This window comes from Sodalis sp. RH20, from assembly GCF_047324205.1.
Taxonomy (GTDB): domain Bacteria; phylum Pseudomonadota; class Gammaproteobacteria; order Enterobacterales; family Enterobacteriaceae; genus Acerihabitans.
The window spans coordinates 1,281,182-1,301,576 of record NZ_CP178733.1 but is presented as its reverse complement, the minus strand read 5'-3'; the positions used below and the strand labels follow the sequence as shown (position 1 = coordinate 1,301,576).

Sequence of the window (20,395 nt, the reverse complement as noted above, 5' to 3'; positions counted from 1 at the left end):
AGAAAATGCATTAATAATGCGCAATACGTACAAAAAATGTATTCTATCCATTGCCTGTCACCGTGATAAATCCGGGAAATGCGTGTCCTATTCGATCAAGCAGCTGCGCTACGTTGTGGCGGTAAAACAGACTGGCTCGCTCGCTAAAGCGTCCGAGCGCATGTCGGTCTCGGTCTCCTCGATACGGGAGGCCATTCGCCTTATTGAGGACCGGCTCCATATCAGCCTGTTTGTCGGCGAACCGGCCAAGGGCATGAAACTAACTCGGGACGGTGAGCGTTTTACGGCGCTTACCGAAGAGTTTCTCGGGGCCTACCGCGGCTTTGAACAAGCAGCGGCACATATTCCCTTGGATTGGGCGCGCGACATTTCGCTGGGTGTGCTTGCCAGCGCGGGCGCGCTCATTATGCCGTCTCTGATAGCGCGGTTGTCCCAATCCATGCTGAACGGGCATATCCAGCTCGTTGAAGAGAGCTCGCAGGGGCTGTCGGCAGCGGTCCGCGCCGGAAAACTGTCGGCGGCATTCACATTCAATGACGATATTCATCCCTCGCTGGAGTTTATTGAACTGTTCAAGTCACCTCTCCACATCGGCTTGCATCCCACTCATCATCTTGCGGGAAAGAAGGAAGTTCATTTATCAGAACTGAAGGAAGAGCCGTATATCCTGCTCGATTTCGATGGCGCCCGGCGTTATTACGCCGGCCTTTTCGATCATCATGGCGTCAGGCCGCGTGTCGGCTATACGGTCGGTTCGCGCGAAATGGCGTACAACATGGTCGCCGCCGGTCTCGGTTATTCTGTCTTTAACCTTTATCCGCTCCCGACTAAGGGTGGACTACCCCCCGCAGATATTGTGCGTATCCCACTTGTATCGGATTACTGGAGCCCTGCCTTCGGCATGATCCATGTACGCGGCAGGGCCGGCGGCCTGATTGACGGACTGCGTCAGGCCTGTCGTTCAATATCGCTCGACGCCGCCTTGGACATTCCCCCTGCTCAAGCGGACGTAAGATCATCATCAGACGAGTCATCAACGTAAACGATCTTGTTTTGCGGAGCGACACCATCGTGCACGTCTGTCACACCCCGAAGATAAATGGTACTGCCGTTGGCTACTTTAACGGGTAACAGACCGAGTTGAGCAAGGGACGAAGGAGTACTTTTTAACTACATGTATATTCGAGCTCACCCATTTTTTTCTGGCGACCATTGGACCCTAGATTATGGGCTGCCGAGCGTAGCGGTAACGTCCCGCACGGAAAAACCTATTAACTGCGGCTCAAATGAATTCATGTCGAATCTGCACCTACACTATTGAACCGCCATAAGGCATTGGAATTATCGCTCCTGATACCGTAATATCGAACCTCAAATCCGTGACAGCTGCGCCAGCATCACGCGCGTGAATGCCGATAAGGGCTTGCCAGCACCAATCCATTCTATCAAATACTTAGTTATCAAAGGCCGGCTTCGTGGATATCATGCATACTGATGGAGCCGATAAGCCGAGAGTCAACAGAGAGAACGGGGGCAGCTGATATTTTCTTTTCGTGAAACAAAGCCAACGCTTCAGACGCCAGCTGCGTTGCGCTCAGACTGACTCCTCCTGCCGTCATCGCATACGACACCGCCTCGTTGAGTTGACCGCCTTTTAACAGCCAGCGGCGCAAATCGCCATCAGTAAAAACGCCGCAAAGCGCCTCATCACTGTTGATCACAGCTACCAGCCCTAGCCCGGTTCGGGTCAGCTCAAACAAGGCATCAGTAACCGTGGCATTGTCCTTGACCTGAGGAATTTTATCATTGGTCCGCATGATGTCGCCTACACGGCTGAGAAGACGCGTGCCCAGGCTACCAGCGGGGTGGGTGCGCGCAAAATCCAGTTCACTGAAATTTCGTGCCTTCATTAGCGCAATCGCCATGGCATCACCCATCATGAGGGTACAGACTGCGGAAGAAGTGGGGGCAAGGCCTAGCGGGCAGGCTTCTTGCGTGACGTATGTTGTGATAACGTGATCTGCACTGCAGGCCAGGGGTGAATCAGGATTACCGGTAAAAGCGATAACGCCGACAGGCAATGCACGTAACAGCGGCATCATTCGACGGAATTCAGCCGCATGTCCTGAATAGGATATCAGTATCACCACGTCGCCCGCCGCTATCATACCCAGATCGCCATGCAGCGCCTCAGCCGGATGAACATAAAAAGCGGGCGTACCGGTGCTGGCCAGCGTGGCCGCAATTTTTTTGCCGATATGGCCTGATTTACCGATCCCACTGACGATCACTTTTCCACGACACGTCAGTATCAGTTTACAGGCATCAACGAAGGGATCATCAACTCGTTCAGACAGGCAAATGATTTCATTAATCTCAGTTTGCAGCGTTTCTCTGGCGGCGTTCATCAAGATTTCGCGCATGGCTTTACTCTTCTTTTCCGGCAATGATGACCTTTATACCCCGTGCACGCAGTTGCGCAGTAATATCGTCTGAGATGCCGCTGTCTGTGATCAGTACATTCACCGACTCAAGGGAGCAAACTACATTCGGACTTCTACGGCCGAATTTTGAGGAGTCCACAAGGAGAATGATCTTTTGGGCAGCGCGGCACATAGCCTGGCTGACGGCAAACACCTCATTAAAGGTAGTGACACCCGCATTCAGGTCAACGCCATCCGCGCCGATAAACAATTTATCGAAGCTAAAGTGGCTGAAAGCCGATTCAGCAAGACTTCCATGAAAAGAGGCGGAAGTACTGCGGTATGTCCCGCCGGGCATCAGGATGACTTGATCATTATTCAATTCGACCAATTCATTCACGATGCTCAGACTGTTGGTCATGACAGTGATATTGTTAAATTTTGCCAGGTGCGGCACCATCTGTAATACCGTGCTACCGGCATCGAAAACCAGCGAGTCGCCTTCAGAGATAAGTCTCGCGGCACACGCAGCAATCTGCTTTTTCTTTTCAATATTGATAAACGTTTTTCTGTCAATGGGCTGGTCTCCCTCATCACGGGTAAGCATTACGCCACCGTAAGTCCGGATAACCGCACCTTGTTGCTGTAAGTGAGTAAGGTCTTTGCGAATGGTGGTCCCAGTCGTAGTGAAGCGCGCTATCAACTCTTCGACCGTGGTATGCCCTTTACCGTGAAGGTATTCGATTATCTGAGTTTGCCGTTGTTTTGGTTTCATCCTGGTTTCCCTGTCTGAGCCCCTATTGATTCCATTCACATTCGCACAACCATATTCGTGATGGGAAGGGATATCTTTCGATTTAAAAGATATCACCTTTTATTTGAGATAGCTAATCCCAGTGCAGCTCGCATGGCTTTACTTTGCGGATAGAGTTGCTCTGGATTAATATGCTCGAGCCGCATACCTTGAAGTTTATCTTCCGCCACCGGGCGGGAAAAAACCGTTATCCCCTTCATAATAAAGGATTGGGTTACAATATTATTGCTGTCCACACTAAGAACCAGGACCAGCCGCGGCATAAAACGGCCCCCCGAGCGTCCGATCCCGACCCGATTTTCTGCCGGCAGTTGCGCCAGAGCTTCATTAAATTTCCGCATCTGCAGCCAGCCGAGCACTATCTGTCCGGCCCAAGCAAGTCCCGCCAAACATATCAGCATATTAACTGAGTTCATTCTGAAACCTCCCGGTAAAAGCCGGCAGCGCAGGCTGCCGGCCTTATGTCAGAACATGACCTGTCCGCCGGTAATGTTGATAGACTGGCCCGTACAATAGGATGCTTTGTCACTTGCATAAAAAATTAGCACATCGAGGACGTCCTGATAGTCGCACCCCCGTTTGAGCGGCACCTTGTCAATATAGAACTGCTCCACCTCATCTGCCCGGATACCCAGCTTTTTGGCATATTGGGGGAGGAGTGACTGGAACATGGGTGACTTGAGCAGATTACCCAGCATCAGGGAATGAACAGTGATACCGTACTCCGCTAAATCGAGTGCCAGCGACTGAGTCAGCCCCACACCACCGAATTTGGCCGCACTGTAACCAGAATTATGTTTACTACCCACTTTGCCGGATTTTGAGTTAATTTGGATAATCCTTCCTGGAATAGTATCGCGGATCATCAGTTTTGAAAATTCCCGGGCGCACAAGAAATATCCCACCAAGTTAACCTGAAGCGACAGGTCAAAATCGTTGAGAGCAAATTGGGTGATAGGTGCGGCTTTTGCGATACCCGCGCTGTAAACAAGCAAATTTGCAGCACCTAAAAATGTCTCATCAATAGCCTTAGCCAGCGCGATAACGCTTTCTTCATTGGTGGCGTCCACCTGAAATCCGGACGCCTGCCCCTCCCCATGAGATTGGTTAATCTCCGCCGCCACCGCGTCGGCGTTGCCGGCATTGAGGTCGGCTACAGCAACTTTATAACCCGCCTCGGCGAGTCCCTTACACAGGTAAGCGCCCAGTGTCTGACCACCACCGATAACTACAGCAACCTGATCCATTTTATTCTCCTGTTTACTCATTTAATACACGAAACTTCTGACCGGGTTCGATTGATGTAGGCGTTGGGCCTTCGACATGAACCGTTCCCGGAAACTCAGCCTTTATGGCTCCGTCAAATCTCACAGTGATATGGCCTAATTCACGTAGGTTGGTTTCTGCCACTTCCCCAACAGCCGTGACCAGCCAGCTTTGCTCACCAATTGTTATCAAGGAGCCCGGGTTGAAGGGGGCCTCCAGATTAATATTCGGACGATGAATAAAGCAGTATTCGGCTACTTCAGCCGGTGCACCTTCTGCAAAAGTGATAATGAAATTATCCTCGAAGGATTCCGTGGCATTTGCGCCAGCTGAAACGAACGTAGATTCATAAATAGTTTTCATAACCCTTTCCATTGCTTACTGGTAAATAAAACCGGACGCAGCCCAGGCCAAGAGAACAGTCGGCGCACCGGTCAGGAAGCGGCCAACCAGTACCGACGGCACACCCACCCGCACGGTGTCTTGCTTGGCCTCAGCCAGCGACAGGCCGACCGGGATAAAATCGGCAGAGGCCTGCGCATTAATGGCAAATAACGCTGGCAACGCCAGATGGGGGGGGATAAGGCCCTGACCAATTTGCACGCCGACCAGGACACCGATGACCTGCGCGATGACCGCACCTGGGCCAAGAAAAGGCGACAGGAGCGGAAAGGAGCAGATCAATGCTAATGTCACTAAACCAATGGGACTGTTTGCCAGCGGCGTCAGACCGTGTGCGATAAAATCCCCCAGGCCGGAAGCGATGATGATGCCAATAAGCGCGGAGACAAAAGCCATAAATGGCAGGATGGTCTTGAGTACAGTGTCAATGGTTTCCCGGCCGGCCTGAAAGAAGACGGCGACTACTGAGCCCATTCCCATCCCCACTTTTGCTAATAAGCCGTCGCTTTGTTCGGTGATTTTTTTGCTGGTATCGTAATCACGACCTTTAGCGCCAGCCCCGGCGGTTGCGCCAGTTTGTTTATCGTTTTGTGGCTTAAGTGCTGAAGGTATTGAAAGTGCTTCATTATCATTGGCGGCACGAATGTCACCCACTCTGACACCGGAGACGTAAATATCTTCCGTAATGAACTGCGCCAATGGACCGGATTTACCGGTGGCATGGATATTGATGGTGGGGATTTGGCGCTTAGGATATAACCCACAACGCAGGGTTCCGCCACAGTCGATGACAGCAACACCAATCTCGTCTGCCGGCGGTTCACCCTCTTTAAAGCCATCAACCGCTTCCCAGCCGGTCAGCTCTTTTAGCCGGTCAACAATTGCCGGGCGGGTGCCTGCGGTAATATAAACAATTTTTTTGCCTGCCGTGGCTGTCAAAAACAGCGGCCCACCCCAGCCACTTTCACCTTTATGAACTTCTATTATCTTAGACATTTTGGACTCCGCCCGTTAAACGAACCTGACTATCAAGCTGTATGTGCATTTTTCTTTCGAAAATAGCCGTGGTAAGGTCCGTTACCCAGCCCCGAACAAAATTCGTCGCCATGCCGACCAACAGATAGCTGACGGCGAGCGGTCCCAGTGGAAGGTGAAGCGTGGTGAGCCCGTTAGCGATACCCAGATAAACGAACAACTCACCCGGGTTAATATGGGGGAACAACCCGTTCATGGAATGACAGCTGTAGGACGCCGCAGCGTAATAGCTGGGTTTGTACTTCTCGGGCATGAATCTACCCAGGCTCAGCGTCATCGGATTACAGAAAACAAACGTTCCGATAACAGGCAATAACAGATAGCGTGAAACAGGGTTGCCAGCACAACGTTGCGCCAGTGCTTCTATCCGCTTTTGTCCAACAAAAACGATTAACGCATTCATTACAACCAACAGACTGATAAGTAAAGGAAGAATACCGGTCACCATGCCGACAAAAGTCTTCCCGCCTTCCTGAAAGAGCCCGATAAACCATTCGGCTCCATGGGTAATAATTTCAATCATTCTGAAACTCCTTTGCGTGGGCACACCTTGTAATATCGTTTATTTCGAAAGAAATATAGATCTAAATAGTGCACAAAAAAGCGTCTTTCATCACAAAAATGATCATTATGATTAAAATAACAGATCTAAATGAAAGATTTTATCTTTTACTTTAGCTTTGACAGCTTTGACCTCGCCAAAAGTTAAGATTGGACGGGGGAGATAGCAAACTGAAAGAAATTGGCTTGGGGACGAAGACCCAAGAGCTTGAAAACTATGGGAACCGAAAAAACGCTGCCCTGAGTGGATTTTTGTGGTGAAGACTCCATGCATGATGGCTCCGAGGAATTAAGGTTGCCAAGTGGCAACCTTTTCCCTGCGGACTTATACAAATTATTTGCAAAATTTACCTGCATTATCCCGTTTTTTCCTTATAGTCCCGTCGTCGTTCCGACTATTGTGTTGTGTGCTACCTTCGGACTTAGGGATGGATTTTTCGGGATTGAGAGGGTTTCTATTTGCCATTGTTTTCTCCTTATCAAAAATGAAACTGTAAAGTAACCAAACACCTAATTACGCCTTCTCTGTGTTTTTTCCAAGCATCCTTATGGCTGTTTATAATTACTTGTATGTATAAATGTTATTTTAATATTAATTTTTTTCGCAAATTCGGCGATATTATCCGCTATCAGACATTCATGTTAGCGCTGATACCGCACCTGTTTTTGAACATGGCCGTTCTATGCTGTATGTATAATCGAAGTTTTTAGAGGCCATAAATCAAATGAGCGTAATGTGAACTATGAACATATCTAATATTCAGAGGTCGTTATGATTAAAAAAATAGGTGTGCTGACAAGCGGTGGTGATTCACCAGGTATGAATGCGGCAATCCGGGGAGTGGTCCGTGCCGGTCTTTCCCAAGGGCTAGAAGTCTATGGCGTCCATGACGGCTTCCTCGGCTTGTTTCAAGATCGAATAAGTAAACTGGACCGTTATAGCGTTTCAGATATGATTAACCGTGGTGGTACCTTTTTGGGTTCTGCCCGCTTTCCTGAATTCAGAGAAGAAGGAACCCGCGCCATTGCCATTGAAAATATGAACAAACGCAGAATTGATGCATTAGTGGTTATCGGTGGCGATGGATCCTATATGGGTGCAAAACGGTTAACTGAAACGGGATTTCCCTGCATCGGCCTACCCGGCACCATTGATAATGACGTTGCCGGTACCGATTACACTATCGGTTATTTTACCGCACTGGAGACCGTGGTAGAAGCGATTGACCGACTACGTGACACGTCTTCTTCCCATCAACGTATTTCTATCGTTGAAGTGATGGGGCGTTATTGCGGTGACTTGACCCTGGCGGCGGCCATAGCCGGTGGTTGTGAGTTTATGGTATTGCCTGAGGTAAAATTTAATCCGGGAGATTTGGTTGCCGAAATCCAAGCTGGCATTGCCAAAGGCAAAAAACACGCCATCGTCGCTATTACAGAGCATGTTTGCAATGTCAGCGATTTGGCGCGATATATCGAAAAAGCGGTCGGTCGAGAAACCCGCGCCACGGTTTTAGGACATATCCAGCGCGGTGGCAGCCCGGTTGCCTATGATCGAATTCTGGCCTCCCGCATGGGTGCTTTTTCAATAGAATTGTTATTAAAAGGCTATGGTGGACGCTGCGTTGGCGTGCAAAACGAAAAGCTTGTCCATCACGATATTATCGATGCTATTGAAAATATGAAGCGCCCTTTTAAAAGCGATTTGTTCAAAACTGCCAAAACGCTGTTTTAACCAGCTCAAGCGCCCTACTTACTTCCCAGGATGCGTCCCGGTCAGGAACGATTACTCTTACTAATCGGGCGCTCATTCCATAACTTGAGTGAGATCACCGTAAGTGCCAACATAGCGGTGATTCCGTTCGATATCATAATGGGGAAGTCCCCCATGCGAAAACCATAACCAGCCCAACAGGAAACGCCCAGGAATAGCACTGCCCACATTCCCAATGAGAGGCTGCTGGTGTCTTTGTTTTTGATGATATGCATAACCTGCAGGAAAAACGAACCAGTGGTTACCCACGCCGCAAGCGTTCCCTGCCAAATTGGCCACGGCGACAGGAGCACAAACGACAGCAGCGCCAAAATTATAGTCGCTGCGACAATCATCAGATTCTTCATATCATACCTCGTATCTTCGTTGTGATAAACTGGTCTTAGCTACCTCTGCGACTCTGCTATATCCTTATTTAATAATGCCTTAACTTTACAAATAACATTGTGTTGCCTAAGGAGGAAAGGGGGAACAACGGGTCATATGAGCCCGAAAATGCAATTCAGTGGCTTTCTCAGCTACATAGCATCCTGATGTCAGTGCAAGCCCTACTTGCCATACAAAAGACAACCCCTCTCTTATACGAATTTTTCGCCACTACCCTTCTCTATTTTTTCATGAATGCTCACCTTACCCATGCGGCGAATAGATCGATGTTGGAGTTGGCCTGCGGGAGAGAAGATTTTTTGTTTGAAGCGAAACATTAAGGTGACGAAATATTGTAAATACGCGTGCAATACGGGGGGTTGCGGATCTTAAGGAAGCGGGATATCCCGCGATGGTGTCCTTCAGAGTTGAATGAACTCGTGCATGAACGCTGTAGAGCGCCAGCGCCAGCATCAACACTAACACTTACCCATTTTGAAATTTTTTCTTTTCTTTTATGCAAATCTTAACCTTTGACAAATAGTGTCTGCTTGATAATGTCAATATCTATAGTTCAATTACCATAGCATAAAAATGTAACTAAATGAAATGAACATTACAGACTGGTTTTGGATTGCGTATTTTGTTGTTTAATGGCCGCGCAGCTATCACATCAATTAACAGAAGCTGGGGCACTACGTCAAGACCGCTTTTCTTGTAAACCTGAGCGGACTGAAAGGGGTTACCCAGATGCGTTATAAGACTACCGCAAACCGTAAGCGGGATTTTTCAGCTTAATTTGACAAAGAGACACAAATGGCAAGCATCGCAGACATAGCTAAAAAACTAAAGCTGTCGAACTCTACAGTATCAAGGGCATTAAGAGATTCAGACCTGGTGACGAGAAAAACCCGCGATGAAGTTCTGCTTGCGGCGCAAGGAATTGGATATGAAGTCAATACCATCGCCAGAAAACTTCGCAGTGGGAATCGAAAACTATCGGTGTAATAGTTTCTGATATAATTAACATATTTCACGGCGAGATTATTACCGCAATCCAGAAAATTGCAATAGATAAAGGCTATACCGTGATCTTTGGAACGTCCTCCGAAAATGAAGCGATTGAGCGCCAAATTATTCATCTTCTGAAAAGCAATATGCTGCAAGGCTTGATTATTGTTCCGACTGCTAACTCAATTAATAATATAGAAAAATTAAACCATTTGCCTATTGTTGAAGTAGATCGATTATCAGGATTCCCATCCAGCGACCAGGTATTAATTAATAATCATGAAAGTATGAAACTTGCAACAAATTATATGCTCAATCTAGGGCATAGAAATATATTATATTGTACGGGCAACTTGCGATTACCACATTCAAGGAAAGACTCGATGGTTTCAAAAATGCCATCATGGAGAGTGCGTCAGTAATAAAAAATAATATTATTTTGATAATGGAAACTGACAAATTACAGGAAAGAGCATGCAGTGAAGTCATGAATTACCTGACCAGAAAACCAATTCCCACAGCCATTATTGCTGCTAATGATTTCATAGGAGAAGGTGTTGTATCTGCTATCTATAAATGTGGCCTTTCCCTGCCAGATGATTTATCTTTTCTTATGTTTGATGATCCCAAATGGGCAAGTTTCTTCCCCACACCATTAACTGTTATTAAACAACCTGCCTATCAGATGGGATTAACAGCGGCGAGCATGTTGATAGACAAGATAGTGAAAAAAAATCGTACTGAGAAAATTATAAAGAGATTGAGCGCCGATTTAATAGTCAGGCAATCAGTGATAAATATTGTAACATTCACTCAGATATTTATTTGCAGAGGATATGAAAAAGGAAGTATCCATGACACTTCCTTTATAAAAACCGCATAAATTCTTCAGTGTACTTCAAGGTTCCCATACGCATTTTTCCAATCATTTTGGAACTGAAGAACAGCAGCTTCCACAAGGGCATTGTCCAATAATTTGCCCGCAAGATCCGCCGGCAAAGTAACACATTCGCAACCTGCTAACAAACATTCAAGAAACTGTCGGTTATTTTTGAAGCTGGCACCAAAAACCTTGCAATGCGGAGCATGCATTTCCAAAAGTTTGACCAATGAAGTGACCGTCTCGATGCCGTTGCCAGAAATTGCCTCAATACGATTAAAATACGGGGCGACATATTCAGCGCCCGCTAGGGCTGCCAGCAAGCCTTGGGTGGCGTTATAGACGGCGGTTCCCAACGTTTTAATATTCGCCTCTTTCATTTTTTTAATTGCTTGTATACCTTCTACCGTCACAGGGATTTTGACGACGATTGCATCGTCCAAACGACTAAGACGTTTAGCTTCTTCAATTATGCCATCCCTATCTGAGGCAATGACTTGAGCAAAAATCAGCTTATTGGGTCCCAAAATGGCGCGAATCTGGGGAATTAACACTGACATTTTAACCGCTGATTTAGCCGCTATACTTGGATTCATCGTTACTCCGGCAAGAGGTAAACTGGCTTCAAGATTTTTAATTTCATTCAAATTAGCGGTATCGACATAAATTTTCATCCAATATACCCTCTTATAGTGTTATCACTCGTGAACGACAACATAACCCAGCTTGACTCCCTCTCTCTCTGTTCTGCTGTTGCATCCACAAAGCTTCAGTTCAGTCACATTTACTTGGCTATGAAAAAGAAGAAAAATGCCAGGCAGTAGTGGTAAAGATCACCCTCTAATCAAATGAATGGAGATTGCATAACCAACAAAGGCCAACATTGGCCTCACGGTAAGTTCCAAAAATTTTTAGAATGAAATCATTTTTATTTTTATAGTTGGTTCACAAAACAAACAATAATTTATTTAATAGAATCAATAAATTAATATTGTTATTTAACTACCTCAAAATGACAACGTTGTCATTTATGGGTATGTTATTCACTTGGACAATTCGCTTAAGTGATATTGATCACAATTTCTCAGTTATGATTTTTCACCTTCGTCGAAAATATAATGTTCCTTCCTGTCAGGCATCGGAGGAATCAGCCATATCATCGACGCGTCCGAAGAGAAATGATCAATGCACCCCGCCTGCGATATGCAGCGCGGGGTATCAGGTTAATCTTGGTTGATTTCCTGTTCATGAGCTAGTAGATACTGCTCCGCTTCGCCGGACCAGATACCTTTATGACGATCCAAAATTGCCACCAGCTCCGGATCTTGGATCTGAGTGAGGGCAGTCAATGCCAAGTATTTCCCAGTATAGACCAGTTTTTTTCCGCCACCGACAGCCGGCAAATCCAGCGTCGTCTCCCCTGCCGCATTCAGCCCAAGGATATGCGTAACAACTTTTGCCGCCTGTACTTTTTTCTCTTCTATCAGTTTTACCGCAGTACGCATATCGTCGGTATTGCCGCCGGAAGTGCCCACATAATGGGTAAAGGCATAGTGCACATCATAAAAGTTAACCGGCGCGGTAAACTGTTTATCCTGCGGCCCGGCGAAGAAGTTCAGACAGCCATCCGGAGCCAGCAGCGAGGACGCCTTAGTGACAAGCTCCTCTTCAGGCACGAAAACAAAAATATCATCAAAGCCGTGCCCGTCGCTCAGTGCTAGCAACGCATCGTACGTCGCCTCCCGCGCATTCAAACAGTGGATTTGTGTTTGCGGCTCTGAGGGATAATGTTTACAGGCGTAGTTCAATTTGTCTTCACGCGTGCCTGTCACCACCAGTAAGGAGGGGTTTACTGGGCCATGCAGCGCGTAATCAATCGCCAGTAATCCCATCGGCCCGGTACCGCCGAGGATAAGCGTTCGTCCTTGCGGACGAATACCCATTTTGTGATTGTAGGTGCCCTCCTGCAGATGATAGTTGGCGTTGAACGCACCGATAACGCAGGACAGCGGCTCGACCAGCGACCCTTCAAAATAGGTTTCCCCCTCATATACCAACAGACAATCCTGCTCCATTACTTCATTGGGGATCACCACATGAGTGGCGTCGCCACCCACCCACCGGAAAGAATATCCGGGGCAATCCGGACGATCAGGTAATTGTAAATTAGCCTGAATGACATAGCGCTGGCCTGGCTTGAATTTATGTTGCCATTTTTTGCCCACCGCGATGATATCGCCGCAAAATTCATGGCCGATAATAATGGGGTTTGTTGCCACATCATCGGGCACCTTTTTATGGTTTTCGCCTTGATTGGCCTCTTTCCAGGAGGAGAGGCACAGGCTGTCGGTGACTACCGCCGCTAGGACTTCATCATCTTGCATATCAGGAAGCTCAAAAGTTTCCAAACGCAGGTCGCGTTTGCCGTACAGGCGTATAGCCGTCGTTTTCATAAACCACCTCGTTGTTAAGGTTTTCCCGGCATCGCCGGGGTATAAAATTAGGACAAAAAGCCCAGCGCGTTACCCAGTATCCCCAGGCCGAACAGAGCGAAAATCAGCCATACCGGATTGATTTTTTTGTTGAGCAACCGCACCATCAGCAATGTCAGTCCTAATGCCAGCAGGCCGGGACACAGCTGGTCGAGGATATTCTGCACCGTCATGGTGATGGTCGCGCCATCCGGCCCGGGCGTTTTCGATACCACCAATGGCACATTGATGCTGGTCCATTTCGTCACCAGCACGCCCATCACGAACAGACCGAGAATGGAGGCGCCTTCGGTCAGTTTTTGCAGTAGATTGCCGCCCATATCGCTGACGATATTGACTCCTTTACGAAAGCCGTACTGCAGGCCGTACCACTTCATCGCCAGGCGCACCGCATTGAAAATAAAGAAAAACAAGAGCGGCCCGATAATATTGCCGCTGAGCGCCAAAGACGCGCCCAGCGCGGCGGTAATCGGTCGCAGAGTTCCCCAGACCAGGGGATCCCCGACGCCGGCCAGAGGCCCCATCATGCCGACTTTGATGCCGTTGATGGCGCCATCGTCAATCTGCGCGCCATTGGCGCGCGCTTCTTCCATCGCTGCGGTTACCCCTAACACCGGGCCGCAGACCGCAGGCGTGGTGTTAAAGAACACCAAATGTCGTTTAAGTGCTGCTACCTGGTCTTCCTTGCGGGGATAGAGACGTTTGATCGCCGGGATCATGTCATAGCAGAAGCCCAGTCCATGAATGCGTTCAAAATTGAATGACGCCTGTTGCAAATTTGAGCGTAAAAACATGTTGAACAAGTCAGCGCGAGTAAGTTTTTTGGGTTCCATGGCGGGCTCCGTTAGTCATCCAGTTGGTCAAGCGCACCCGATTCGGCAGGGGCGGATTGCGGTTCGGCTTTACGCCATTGAGGGTTAAGCTGGATATAGACCAGCGCAATGATCACGCCCACACCACCGAAGGCCAGCAGGCTGAAGTTGAGATAACCGCCGGCCAGGAAGCCGAGGAAGAAAAAGGGCATCAGGTATTTCACGCTCATCATGCGCAGCACCATAGCGTAGCCAACCACCACGATAAAACCGCCGGCAATCTGCAGCCCACGCGTGACGAAGTCCGGGATTGAGTTCAACATATTGCTGACCATATCGGCGCTGACGAACAGCGACACGACTAGTGCTGGAATGGCGACACGCAGCGCCTGTACGCCTAGAGCTGAAACGTGGAGGATGTCAATGGTGCGAAAGCGCGCCTGTTCGGCGGCCTTATCGGCGGCATGTTGAAAGACGACGGTGAGCGTGCGGGCGAATACCGTCAACACCTGTCCCGCGGCGGCCACAGGCAGTGCTATGGCAATCCCCGTAGCAATACTTTGATGGCCGACGATCACCAGAATGGCGGAGATGATACTGGCGAGTGCGGAATCCGGTGATTGCGCCGCGCCGACATTCATCCACCCGAGCGCAATCAGTTCAAGTGTGCCGCCCAGCATAATGCCGGTTTTCACATCGCCGAGAATAAGCCCGATAACGGTACAGGCAATCAGCGGACGGTGGGTCTGAAATTCATCCAGCACGCTGCCCATGCCGGCAATACACGAAAATATAAATATTGCTATAATTTGTAGGGTACTGATTTCCATAATATCACCTTTCAGGTATAGTCATCCCTGCCTGTTACGGCATAAAACAGGCGACTGTATTACTAGACGAAAGACTGTTCTTTTATTTTTTCTAGAATATTAACGGACGGGTCTGAAGCGACTATACGCAGATCCAGTTTCACTCCGGATTTATCCAGCTCACGAAACGCTTCAATATCCTGTTCATCCAGAGAAACAGCTTTGGTTAACTGTCTTTTCCCGGGTCTCCAAGCCATGCCGCCAATATTCACAGTTCCGATATTTACACCTTGCTTGATCATGCTTAATACATCCTGCGGATTGGTGAAAAGGTAAAAAACGGTTTCATCTTTATATTGCGGATTATGATATACGGCGACGGCCTTTTCGATATTGACCACATTGACTTTCATTCCAGGTGGTGCGGCCTGGCGTAATAAAGTGCGGCGGACCTCATCGTTATAAACATCGTCATTGCAGATAATAATACGCTGTGCGTTAGCCACTTTTGACCAGACGGTCGTGACCTGGCCGTGGATTAAACGGTCATCGATACGGGCAAGAGTTATCTTCATCAGAAATCTTCCTCTAGGGTTTTTACCTGTTGCCAGACCACGCAACATTGGCTTGCGACAGCCGTCAGGTGTGCGCAAAGCGCATCGGCGGCCATATTCTGCTGGTTATCGACCAACTCCAGCGCCAGCGGCAATGACAGGCCGCTGATGAGATGCAATTTCGCATTTTTCATCGCCAGGGAGGCCGCCGCGTTCCAGGGGCTGCCGCACTGTAAATCGACGGCAACCAGCCACTCTTCATCCGGGTGAGGAGCGATGATAGCCGTCAATTTGGCGACAATATCCGCCGCGTTTTCACCAGGAACAAATTCCACCGCGGTCACATTGGTGTCGCCATACACCATCTGAACGGATTCAAGCATCGCGCTGGCGAGCTTGCCGTGAGCACAAAAGATTGCATTAGCCATCATGCTTCCCTCTCGTCTTGTGTCGCCGTCATTTTTGTGCGCCATCTGCCCTTGACACCCGGTGCCGATAGCTGCCCGACACCCTTATTCATACCGCTGCCGGATGCGCCGCCGATAACAATAAAAACGTTACTGGCCAGTTTTAACCACGTTTGCATAATAGACTCCCGTTTCTCGGATAAAATGGTCCCGCCGCAGATAAATTCCGCGTTAATTTTTATTTCTTTTTGTTACTTAAGTAATAACTCAGCCGTTTCCCGATTAGTTACCAGACAATTGATATAATTTCCATGCAAGGCGCCAAGAATGCCTGAATATTTTTCTTCACCTATCGCAATGCCGATGGAATACCGCGCCTTTTTAATACGCGGCATTTCAATGGCCAGCGTTTTTTCACTCATAGTGGTTTCAACAGCGTTGCCGTTAATATCAAAAAACCGTGAACAGATATCCCCTGCAATCGGGTGGGAGTTCAGATCGTCGTTCTCTTCGCTGCCGTAAAAAGCATGCCAGTTGACGCCATCACGGATCGCCGGTGAGCCGATCCCTACCAGTGCAATATCCAGGTTATCCCAAAAAGCAGAGATGGTTTTAAAATGCTGGGATTGCATAATGCCGTTTCTGATAAACGGGTTATCCAGCAAGGCGGGAAAATCGGCCAGATGTGACTCCGCCTTCAGTTTCGCGGCCGCGCCATAGGTAAGCGTATTCACATGGTAACGGCTCTCAAGCTTACCGGAGGGGCCGCCGATAATTGGCACACAAATCACCTGGCGCGACTGACTGGCCTGAGGCAGATTTTCGACCAGCGCCCGCACGGCGCGCCCCCACGAAAAACCGATGATATCACCCGGCTTCAACAACCGGTCAACCAACTGAGCGCCGTGCAACCCCATCACGGCAAGCTTGTCTTCTTCCTGGTCCGCGTCACTGGACGCGACCACCGCCTCCCTCAGGCCGAATTTTTGCTTAAGCTGTTGTTCCAGCCATAAATTCTCGTTATGGTCGTAATTAATGGCGATCGTGATAATGCCTTGCTCGCGGCCACGCTTTAATAAACGACTAATGGTGGTGCGATAAATACCAAGTTCACGGGCAATCTGTACCTGTGTCATGTCCTGCCCATAATAAAGCTGGGCAATTTTCACGATTAGACGGACATCATCGCTGTTTTCCATTCCCGCTCACTTGCACATATGTGCAAACTCCGTTATGACTTGATTACTTTGATATAACAAGTTTCGCGGGGAGTTTCAAAGGCTTTTTATGGTATTTAATCTGAATAATTGAATTATTATACTGCACAAATGTTTCTATGTAGTTTATAAATAAGCACATTTGTGCATTAGTAGTTAACACATTGATTCTTATTTTATTGATGGGACAAAATTGCAAGACGGTCGACCGTGCGCTTTTGTGAGTATATGTGTTGTGGATCACAATTAATTGCGGCAGTTTCACCCAGCGACAAGTGGCTGCGCGCTGGCATACGCCGAAGGATGAGGAAACGAACATCTGGCCCACCACGTTCATTCAATTGGCACTGGAATAACTCGTTCTGCAAACCGGACACCATCCAAGTAGGCGGCCAGATGCGTAGACATGCCTATCTATGATTTGAACGGGCCAGGCCATCGTCAGGATATTTATCGATTAATGCAGCAAATAGTGCCGCGCGTGCCGGTCCCGCCGCTCGTTCAACTGACTGAGCGGCAACGATGTTGATGCGTGGCAAATAATCACCGCCGTCCCAGCGCTCGACCTCCAGCACAACTAGACGCCCCGCGGCAATATCAGCAGCAACAAGCGGTTCGGGCATACTGCCCCAACCCAGCCCTTCATAAAGCAGCCCATGTTTGGTCGTCAAATCAGTCACCCGCCAGCTGTCCAGCGCTGCAACGCCATGTTCGCGACTTCGGGCCGCGTCGCGCGGATCGGTCAGCACGATTTGTAATTCTTTGCGCAGCATATCCACGGTAACAGGACTTTGATGCAGGACGAGCGGATGTCCCGGGGCCGCGACGGCGACCAAATCCATGCTCGACAAGCGGTTTCGGTCGAGCGTGGCGGGCAAATCGATCTCCAGCAGAACGGCAAGGTCTAACTTCCCCGCGACCAGCAATTCCTCCAAACCGAACGATGCCCGGGAGATGCGAAGAACGACCGTGGGAAATTCAACGCGAAACGCAGCCAATATCGGCGCAAGTTGCGTAATGGGCACCATTTCCGATACGCCGAAACGTACTTCAGCCTCCATCCCTTGAGCCATCGCCTTCGCATGATTATGCAGTGCGTTAACGTCTGCAAGAATACGCCGCGCTCGCGGCAGCAATGCCTTCCCTGTAGGGGTAAGCGAAGGACGGTAGGCGCTGCGATCAAAGAGTGCTATTCCTACCTGATCCTCCAGCTTCTGTATGGTGTAAGTCACGGCGGATTGGGTTCGATTGAGTACACGTGACGCACTTGAGAAACTGCTTTGGTCGACGGTGGTGATAAAAACCAATAGCTGATCGAGCGTTAAGGCATTCATATCCCTACTCCGCGGTTAGACAATTCATAACCATAAGAATAATTGAAGTTGTTTATGAAAACAATCCGGGTATCTTTGATGGAGTGATCGCTTTATGCTCAAACCTTGACTGCATAGGAGAGAAAACGTATGAGCATAGAGGACGTAAATTCAACAGAAGGATCTTCGGCAAACAAGCTGTTGCGGATTGGACTTTGGATAGTGCAGAGTGCGCTTTTTGTCACTTTTGTCATGTCGGGTTACCTCAAGTTGGCGTCCCCAATAGCGCAATTGTCCGCGATGATGCCTTGGACGGGCGAGTTTTCCGAGATATTCGTGCGTTTTATCGGTCTAGTCGACCTGGCGGGCGGTCTCGGTATCCTGTTGCCGGCCTTGACGCGCATCCTGCCGCAATTAGGGATACTGGCCGCGAGCGGCATTACGGTGCTACAAGTGTTGGCAATCGTTTTCCACATTTCTCGCGGCGAATACATGGTGTTGCCACTTAATCTGGTGCTGTTGCCATTGGCAGTTTTTGCTCTGTGGGGGCGGACGCGAAAGGCCCCTATTCACCCTCGCTGAATCATCACACACATCCAACCTGATCATCTGGAGCATAACATCATAACTATCTTGCATATTGACTCGAGCATCAGCGGCGAAAATTCTGTTAGCCGCCAACTTTCTGCCACTGCCCTCGCACAAGTGTTGGCCACTCACCCTAATCAACAGGTTATCTATCGCGATCTGGTTGCCGCGCCAATCGATCATTACCTGATGACTGACAAACCGACGAAAGGGACAAAAGAGTCTGCTGCCAGTAAAACCATCCTTGATGAATTTCTTATGGCCGACACCATGATTATCGGTGCACCGCTCTACAACTTTACCATTTCGAGCCAGCTTAAGGCGTGAATAGATAGGATTATCATCGCCGGCGTTACCTTTAGTCTGGATGAGCAAGGCAATTCGGCCGGTCAGGCGGGAGATAAGCGGGTAATTGTTCTGCTGTCGCGGGGTGCGGTCTATCAGCCTGGGGCATCGTGGGCGCAGTTCGAACATGCCGGAACCTATCTGAATGCGATCTTTGGCTTTATCGGCATCAAACCCACGATTGTGGTCGCGGAAGGCACCGCCTTTGGCCCCGAAAGCCGTGCAGGCGCGATTGCCGCTGCCGAAGCGGCGATTTCCTGTATCCAGATTCAGTAGGCCGATATGAGCATGTTTCCTACCTTCTTCATTCTCCATGGCCGCGGCCCGTGCTTTTTTATCGGACCCGACCCCTGTATGACCGCACGATACTTGGGATCGTATGGCTGCGTCCTTGCGCGGACTCGATATGTTTATCGGGCAGCGTCCGCGCGCGGTCATTACCTTATCCGGCCATTGGCAGGCCGGGAATCCGACGGTCAATACGGGCGCGCACCCGCCATTGCTTTTCGACTATTCGGTTTTCCCTCCACCGCGACCTATCGGCTCACCTGGCCTACGCCCGTTGAGCCGATAGGTCGCGGTGAAGGTGTGTCAAAGGCTGGAGGATGCCGGCTTCACCGCCGGTACGGATGATCGGCGCGGTTATGATCACGATGTGTTCATTTCCTTTAAGCTTATCGATCCAGACGCCGACATTCCTGTCCTTCAACTTTCAATGATGGAATCCTATAATCCGACCCGGCATCTGGCGATGGGACGTGCCCTGGCGCCGTTGCGCAATAATGATACCCTGATTATCAGCAGCGGCATAAGTCATCACAACCTGCCACATTTTTTTATCGGACGCGGAGATGATATGACCGAGTCATTCGATTCATGGTTGGGTGAAGCGGTCATCAATCCAGCGTTACGGGAGATGAATTTGCCCGGTTGGCAAACAGCTCCGGCTGGAAAGTCCGCCCATCCCGAGCCAGAACATCTTCTGCCGCTGCTGGTCGCCGCTGGTGCTGCCGAGGGAAAGACAGGCGACTGCGTGTATCATGACCGTATCGCCGAGAAGCCTTTTTCGGGGTTCAGGTTCGGGTAGACTCTCAGTAGAGCCGAAAAACACTTTCCCCAGCAAACACTGCCTTGCGATCAAAACGTCATTACCGTCACCGGCCTATCCCAATCAGCGATGCGCCAGGGATTAGCCGGGCGATTGTTGTCGGCACATCTGTCAATGAAGGGCAAAATCGGCCGGTATCTGGTGTATCCTTCCCGTTTGGAGGATGCGGGATGACCTGCCCATTCATACCAGGTGTACTCATTGGTCACGCGCCAAAA

Annotated in this window: 24 protein-coding genes and 1 pseudogene; 8 read left to right on the top strand and 17 right to left on the bottom strand. The window is 49.2% G+C overall.

Annotation, left to right across the window (positions count from 1 at the left end; genetic code table 11):
- Positions 1-16 precede the first annotated feature (16 nt).
- The gene (locus ACL2XM_RS06075; protein WP_413732588.1) at positions 17-1,042 is read left to right on the top strand and encodes a LysR family transcriptional regulator; all 1,026 of its coding nucleotides are present in this window, start codon (positions 17-19) and stop codon (positions 1,040-1,042) included.
- A gap of 418 nt (positions 1,043-1,460) precedes the next feature.
- On the opposite strand, the gene ACL2XM_RS06070 is transcribed toward ACL2XM_RS06075, so the two are convergent.
- The 7 genes from ACL2XM_RS06070 to ACL2XM_RS06040 form a co-directional block, all read right to left on the bottom strand.
- Positions 1,461-2,423: a KpsF/GutQ family sugar-phosphate isomerase gene (locus ACL2XM_RS06070; RefSeq protein WP_413730069.1), complete on the bottom strand. Its 963-nt coding sequence runs from the start codon at positions 2,421-2,423 to the stop codon at positions 1,461-1,463.
- A gap of 4 nt (positions 2,424-2,427) precedes the next feature.
- On the bottom strand, positions 2,428-3,198 hold the full coding sequence (gene srlR, locus ACL2XM_RS06065) for a glucitol operon DNA-binding transcriptional repressor SrlR (protein ID WP_413730067.1): 771 nt from the start codon (positions 3,196-3,198) through the stop codon (positions 2,428-2,430).
- Positions 3,199-3,290: 92 nt separating this feature from the next.
- Positions 3,291-3,653, bottom strand: a complete 363-nt coding sequence (locus tag ACL2XM_RS06060) for a transcriptional regulator GutM (protein WP_413730065.1) — start codon at positions 3,651-3,653, stop codon at positions 3,291-3,293.
- 48 nt (positions 3,654-3,701) lie between these two features.
- On the bottom strand, positions 3,702-4,484 hold the full coding sequence (gene srlD, locus ACL2XM_RS06055) for a sorbitol-6-phosphate dehydrogenase (RefSeq protein ID WP_413730063.1): 783 nt from the start codon (positions 4,482-4,484) through the stop codon (positions 3,702-3,704).
- Positions 4,485-4,497: 13 nt separating this feature from the next.
- On the bottom strand, positions 4,498-4,866 hold the full coding sequence (locus ACL2XM_RS06050) for a PTS glucitol/sorbitol transporter subunit IIA (RefSeq protein ID WP_413730061.1): 369 nt from the start codon (positions 4,864-4,866) through the stop codon (positions 4,498-4,500).
- Between the two features lie 15 nt (positions 4,867-4,881).
- Complete coding sequence (locus tag ACL2XM_RS06045) at positions 4,882-5,901, bottom strand: PTS glucitol/sorbitol transporter subunit IIB (RefSeq protein ID WP_413730059.1); 1,020 nt, start codon at positions 5,899-5,901, stop codon at positions 4,882-4,884.
- On the bottom strand, positions 5,894-6,463 hold the full coding sequence (locus tag ACL2XM_RS06040) for a PTS glucitol/sorbitol transporter subunit IIC (RefSeq protein WP_413730057.1): 570 nt from the start codon (positions 6,461-6,463) through the stop codon (positions 5,894-5,896). The genes ACL2XM_RS06045 and ACL2XM_RS06040 overlap by 8 nt, the downstream gene beginning before the upstream one ends.
- 810 nt (positions 6,464-7,273) lie before the next feature.
- On the opposite strand from ACL2XM_RS06040, the gene pfkA reads away from it, so the two are divergent.
- Complete coding sequence (pfkA, locus tag ACL2XM_RS06035; RefSeq protein WP_413730055.1) at positions 7,274-8,236, top strand: 6-phosphofructokinase; 963 nt, start codon at positions 7,274-7,276, stop codon at positions 8,234-8,236.
- 41 nt (positions 8,237-8,277) lie between these two features.
- On the opposite strand, the gene ACL2XM_RS06030 is transcribed toward pfkA, so the two are convergent.
- Positions 8,278-8,622, bottom strand: a complete 345-nt coding sequence (locus ACL2XM_RS06030) for a SemiSWEET family sugar transporter (RefSeq protein ID WP_413730053.1) — start codon at positions 8,620-8,622, stop codon at positions 8,278-8,280.
- A gap of 835 nt (positions 8,623-9,457) precedes the next feature.
- On the opposite strand from ACL2XM_RS06030, the gene ACL2XM_RS06025 reads away from it, so the two are divergent.
- The 3 genes from ACL2XM_RS06025 to ACL2XM_RS06015 are packed head-to-tail and all read left to right on the top strand — an operon-like array spanning position 9,458 to position 10,535.
- Positions 9,458-9,649: a LacI family DNA-binding transcriptional regulator gene (locus tag ACL2XM_RS06025; RefSeq protein WP_413730051.1), complete on the top strand. Its 192-nt coding sequence runs from the start codon at positions 9,458-9,460 to the stop codon at positions 9,647-9,649.
- Positions 9,640-10,074, top strand: coding sequence for a substrate-binding domain-containing protein (locus tag ACL2XM_RS06020; protein ID WP_413731045.1), 435 nt, complete (start codon positions 9,640-9,642; stop codon positions 10,072-10,074). Before ACL2XM_RS06025 ends, ACL2XM_RS06020 begins: the two co-directional genes overlap by 10 nt.
- Positions 10,056-10,535 (top strand): substrate-binding domain-containing protein, encoded by a 480-nt coding sequence (locus ACL2XM_RS06015; protein WP_413730049.1) that lies wholly within the window; start codon positions 10,056-10,058, stop codon positions 10,533-10,535. The genes ACL2XM_RS06020 and ACL2XM_RS06015 overlap by 19 nt, the downstream gene beginning before the upstream one ends.
- Before the next feature lie 5 nt (positions 10,536-10,540).
- On the opposite strand, the gene ACL2XM_RS06010 is transcribed toward ACL2XM_RS06015, so the two are convergent.
- The 9 genes from ACL2XM_RS06010 to ACL2XM_RS05970 all read right to left on the bottom strand — a co-directional run bounded on the left by ACL2XM_RS06010 (position 10,541) and on the right by ACL2XM_RS05970 (position 18,157).
- A complete protein-coding gene (locus ACL2XM_RS06010; protein WP_413730047.1) occupies positions 10,541-11,206 on the bottom strand; it encodes a transaldolase family protein in 666 nt (221 codons plus the stop codon).
- Between the two features lie 549 nt (positions 11,207-11,755).
- Positions 11,756-12,985 carry an L-sorbose 1-phosphate reductase gene (gene sorE, locus ACL2XM_RS06005; protein ID WP_413732586.1) on the bottom strand — a complete coding sequence of 410 codons (1,230 nt, stop codon included), beginning with the start codon at positions 12,983-12,985 and terminating at the stop codon, positions 11,756-11,758.
- 47 nt (positions 12,986-13,032) lie between these two features.
- Positions 13,033-13,857 carry a PTS system mannose/fructose/sorbose family transporter subunit IID gene (locus ACL2XM_RS06000; RefSeq protein WP_413730044.1) on the bottom strand — a complete coding sequence of 275 codons (825 nt, stop codon included), beginning with the start codon at positions 13,855-13,857 and terminating at the stop codon, positions 13,033-13,035.
- A gap of 11 nt (positions 13,858-13,868) precedes the next feature.
- Entirely contained in the window at positions 13,869-14,666 is a 798-nt protein-coding gene (locus ACL2XM_RS05995; RefSeq protein ID WP_413730043.1) for a PTS mannose/fructose/sorbose transporter subunit IIC, read from the bottom strand.
- A 62-nt stretch (positions 14,667-14,728) separates the two neighbouring features.
- Complete coding sequence (locus ACL2XM_RS05990; protein WP_413730041.1) at positions 14,729-15,220, bottom strand: mannose/fructose/sorbose PTS transporter subunit IIB; 492 nt, start codon at positions 15,218-15,220, stop codon at positions 14,729-14,731.
- Positions 15,220-15,627 (bottom strand): mannose/fructose/sorbose PTS transporter subunit IIA, encoded by a 408-nt coding sequence (locus ACL2XM_RS05985; RefSeq protein ID WP_413731044.1) that lies wholly within the window; start codon positions 15,625-15,627, stop codon positions 15,220-15,222. The genes ACL2XM_RS05990 and ACL2XM_RS05985 overlap by 1 nt, the downstream gene beginning before the upstream one ends.
- Entirely contained in the window at positions 15,627-15,785 is a 159-nt protein-coding gene (locus ACL2XM_RS05980) for a hypothetical protein (protein WP_413730040.1), read from the bottom strand. The genes ACL2XM_RS05985 and ACL2XM_RS05980 overlap by 1 nt, the downstream gene beginning before the upstream one ends.
- Before the next feature lie 72 nt (positions 15,786-15,857).
- A complete protein-coding gene (locus tag ACL2XM_RS05975; RefSeq protein ID WP_413730038.1) occupies positions 15,858-16,805 on the bottom strand; it encodes a sugar-binding transcriptional regulator in 948 nt (315 codons plus the stop codon).
- Between the two features lie 428 nt (positions 16,806-17,233).
- Entirely contained in the window at positions 17,234-18,157 is a 924-nt protein-coding gene (locus tag ACL2XM_RS05970; RefSeq protein ID WP_413730037.1) for a LysR family transcriptional regulator, read from the bottom strand.
- A gap of 129 nt (positions 18,158-18,286) precedes the next feature.
- On the opposite strand from ACL2XM_RS05970, the gene ACL2XM_RS05965 reads away from it, so the two are divergent.
- The 3 genes and pseudogenes from ACL2XM_RS05965 to ACL2XM_RS05955 all read left to right on the top strand — a co-directional run bounded on the left by ACL2XM_RS05965 (position 18,287) and on the right by ACL2XM_RS05955 (position 20,156).
- Positions 18,287-18,718 (top strand): DoxX family protein, encoded by a 432-nt coding sequence (locus ACL2XM_RS05965; protein ID WP_413730036.1) that lies wholly within the window; start codon positions 18,287-18,289, stop codon positions 18,716-18,718.
- Between the two features lie 51 nt (positions 18,719-18,769).
- Positions 18,770-19,345: pseudogene (locus ACL2XM_RS05960) on the top strand (FMN-dependent NADH-azoreductase).
- 304 nt (positions 19,346-19,649) lie between these two features.
- Positions 19,650-20,156 (top strand): DODA-type extradiol aromatic ring-opening family dioxygenase, encoded by a 507-nt coding sequence (locus ACL2XM_RS05955; protein ID WP_413732583.1) that lies wholly within the window; start codon positions 19,650-19,652, stop codon positions 20,154-20,156.
- The last annotated feature ends 239 nt before the right edge of the window (positions 20,157-20,395 follow it).

Bases quoted from the DNA above. Each gene is read 5' to 3' on its own strand.
- ACL2XM_RS06075 (WP_413732588.1), top strand. From the start codon at position 17: ATGCGCAATACGTACAAAAAATGTATTCTATCCATTGCCTGTCACCGT.
- ACL2XM_RS06070 (WP_413730069.1), bottom strand. From the start codon at position 2,423: ATGCGCGAAATCTTGATGAACGCCGCCAGAGAAACGCTGCAAACTGAG.
- srlR (WP_413730067.1), bottom strand. From the start codon at position 3,198: ATGAAACCAAAACAACGGCAAACTCAGATAATCGAATACCTTCACGGT.
- ACL2XM_RS06060 (WP_413730065.1), bottom strand. From the start codon at position 3,653: ATGAACTCAGTTAATATGCTGATATGTTTGGCGGGACTTGCTTGGGCC.
- srlD (WP_413730063.1), bottom strand. From the start codon at position 4,484: ATGGATCAGGTTGCTGTAGTTATCGGTGGTGGTCAGACACTGGGCGCT.
- ACL2XM_RS06050 (WP_413730061.1), bottom strand. From the start codon at position 4,866: ATGAAAACTATTTATGAATCTACGTTCGTTTCAGCTGGCGCAAATGCC.
- ACL2XM_RS06045 (WP_413730059.1), bottom strand. From the start codon at position 5,901: ATGTCTAAGATAATAGAAGTTCATAAAGGTGAAAGTGGCTGGGGTGGG.
- ACL2XM_RS06040 (WP_413730057.1), bottom strand. From the start codon at position 6,463: ATGATTGAAATTATTACCCATGGAGCCGAATGGTTTATCGGGCTCTTT.
- pfkA (WP_413730055.1), top strand. From the start codon at position 7,274: ATGATTAAAAAAATAGGTGTGCTGACAAGCGGTGGTGATTCACCAGGT.
- ACL2XM_RS06030 (WP_413730053.1), bottom strand. From the start codon at position 8,622: ATGAAGAATCTGATGATTGTCGCAGCGACTATAATTTTGGCGCTGCTG.
- ACL2XM_RS06025 (WP_413730051.1), top strand. From the start codon at position 9,458: ATGGCAAGCATCGCAGACATAGCTAAAAAACTAAAGCTGTCGAACTCT.
- ACL2XM_RS06015 (WP_413730049.1), top strand. From the start codon at position 10,056: ATGGAGAGTGCGTCAGTAATAAAAAATAATATTATTTTGATAATGGAA.
- ACL2XM_RS06010 (WP_413730047.1), bottom strand. From the start codon at position 11,206: ATGAAAATTTATGTCGATACCGCTAATTTGAATGAAATTAAAAATCTT.
- sorE (WP_413732586.1), bottom strand. From the start codon at position 12,985: ATGAAAACGACGGCTATACGCCTGTACGGCAAACGCGACCTGCGTTTG.
- ACL2XM_RS06000 (WP_413730044.1), bottom strand. From the start codon at position 13,857: ATGGAACCCAAAAAACTTACTCGCGCTGACTTGTTCAACATGTTTTTA.
- ACL2XM_RS05995 (WP_413730043.1), bottom strand. From the start codon at position 14,666: ATGGAAATCAGTACCCTACAAATTATAGCAATATTTATATTTTCGTGT.
- ACL2XM_RS05990 (WP_413730041.1), bottom strand. From the start codon at position 15,220: ATGAAGATAACTCTTGCCCGTATCGATGACCGTTTAATCCACGGCCAG.
- ACL2XM_RS05985 (WP_413731044.1), bottom strand. From the start codon at position 15,627: ATGGCTAATGCAATCTTTTGTGCTCACGGCAAGCTCGCCAGCGCGATG.
- ACL2XM_RS05980 (WP_413730040.1), bottom strand. From the start codon at position 15,785: ATGCAAACGTGGTTAAAACTGGCCAGTAACGTTTTTATTGTTATCGGC.
- ACL2XM_RS05975 (WP_413730038.1), bottom strand. From the start codon at position 16,805: ATGGAAAACAGCGATGATGTCCGTCTAATCGTGAAAATTGCCCAGCTT.
- ACL2XM_RS05970 (WP_413730037.1), bottom strand. From the start codon at position 18,157: ATGAATGCCTTAACGCTCGATCAGCTATTGGTTTTTATCACCACCGTC.
- ACL2XM_RS05965 (WP_413730036.1), top strand. From the start codon at position 18,287: ATGAGCATAGAGGACGTAAATTCAACAGAAGGATCTTCGGCAAACAAG.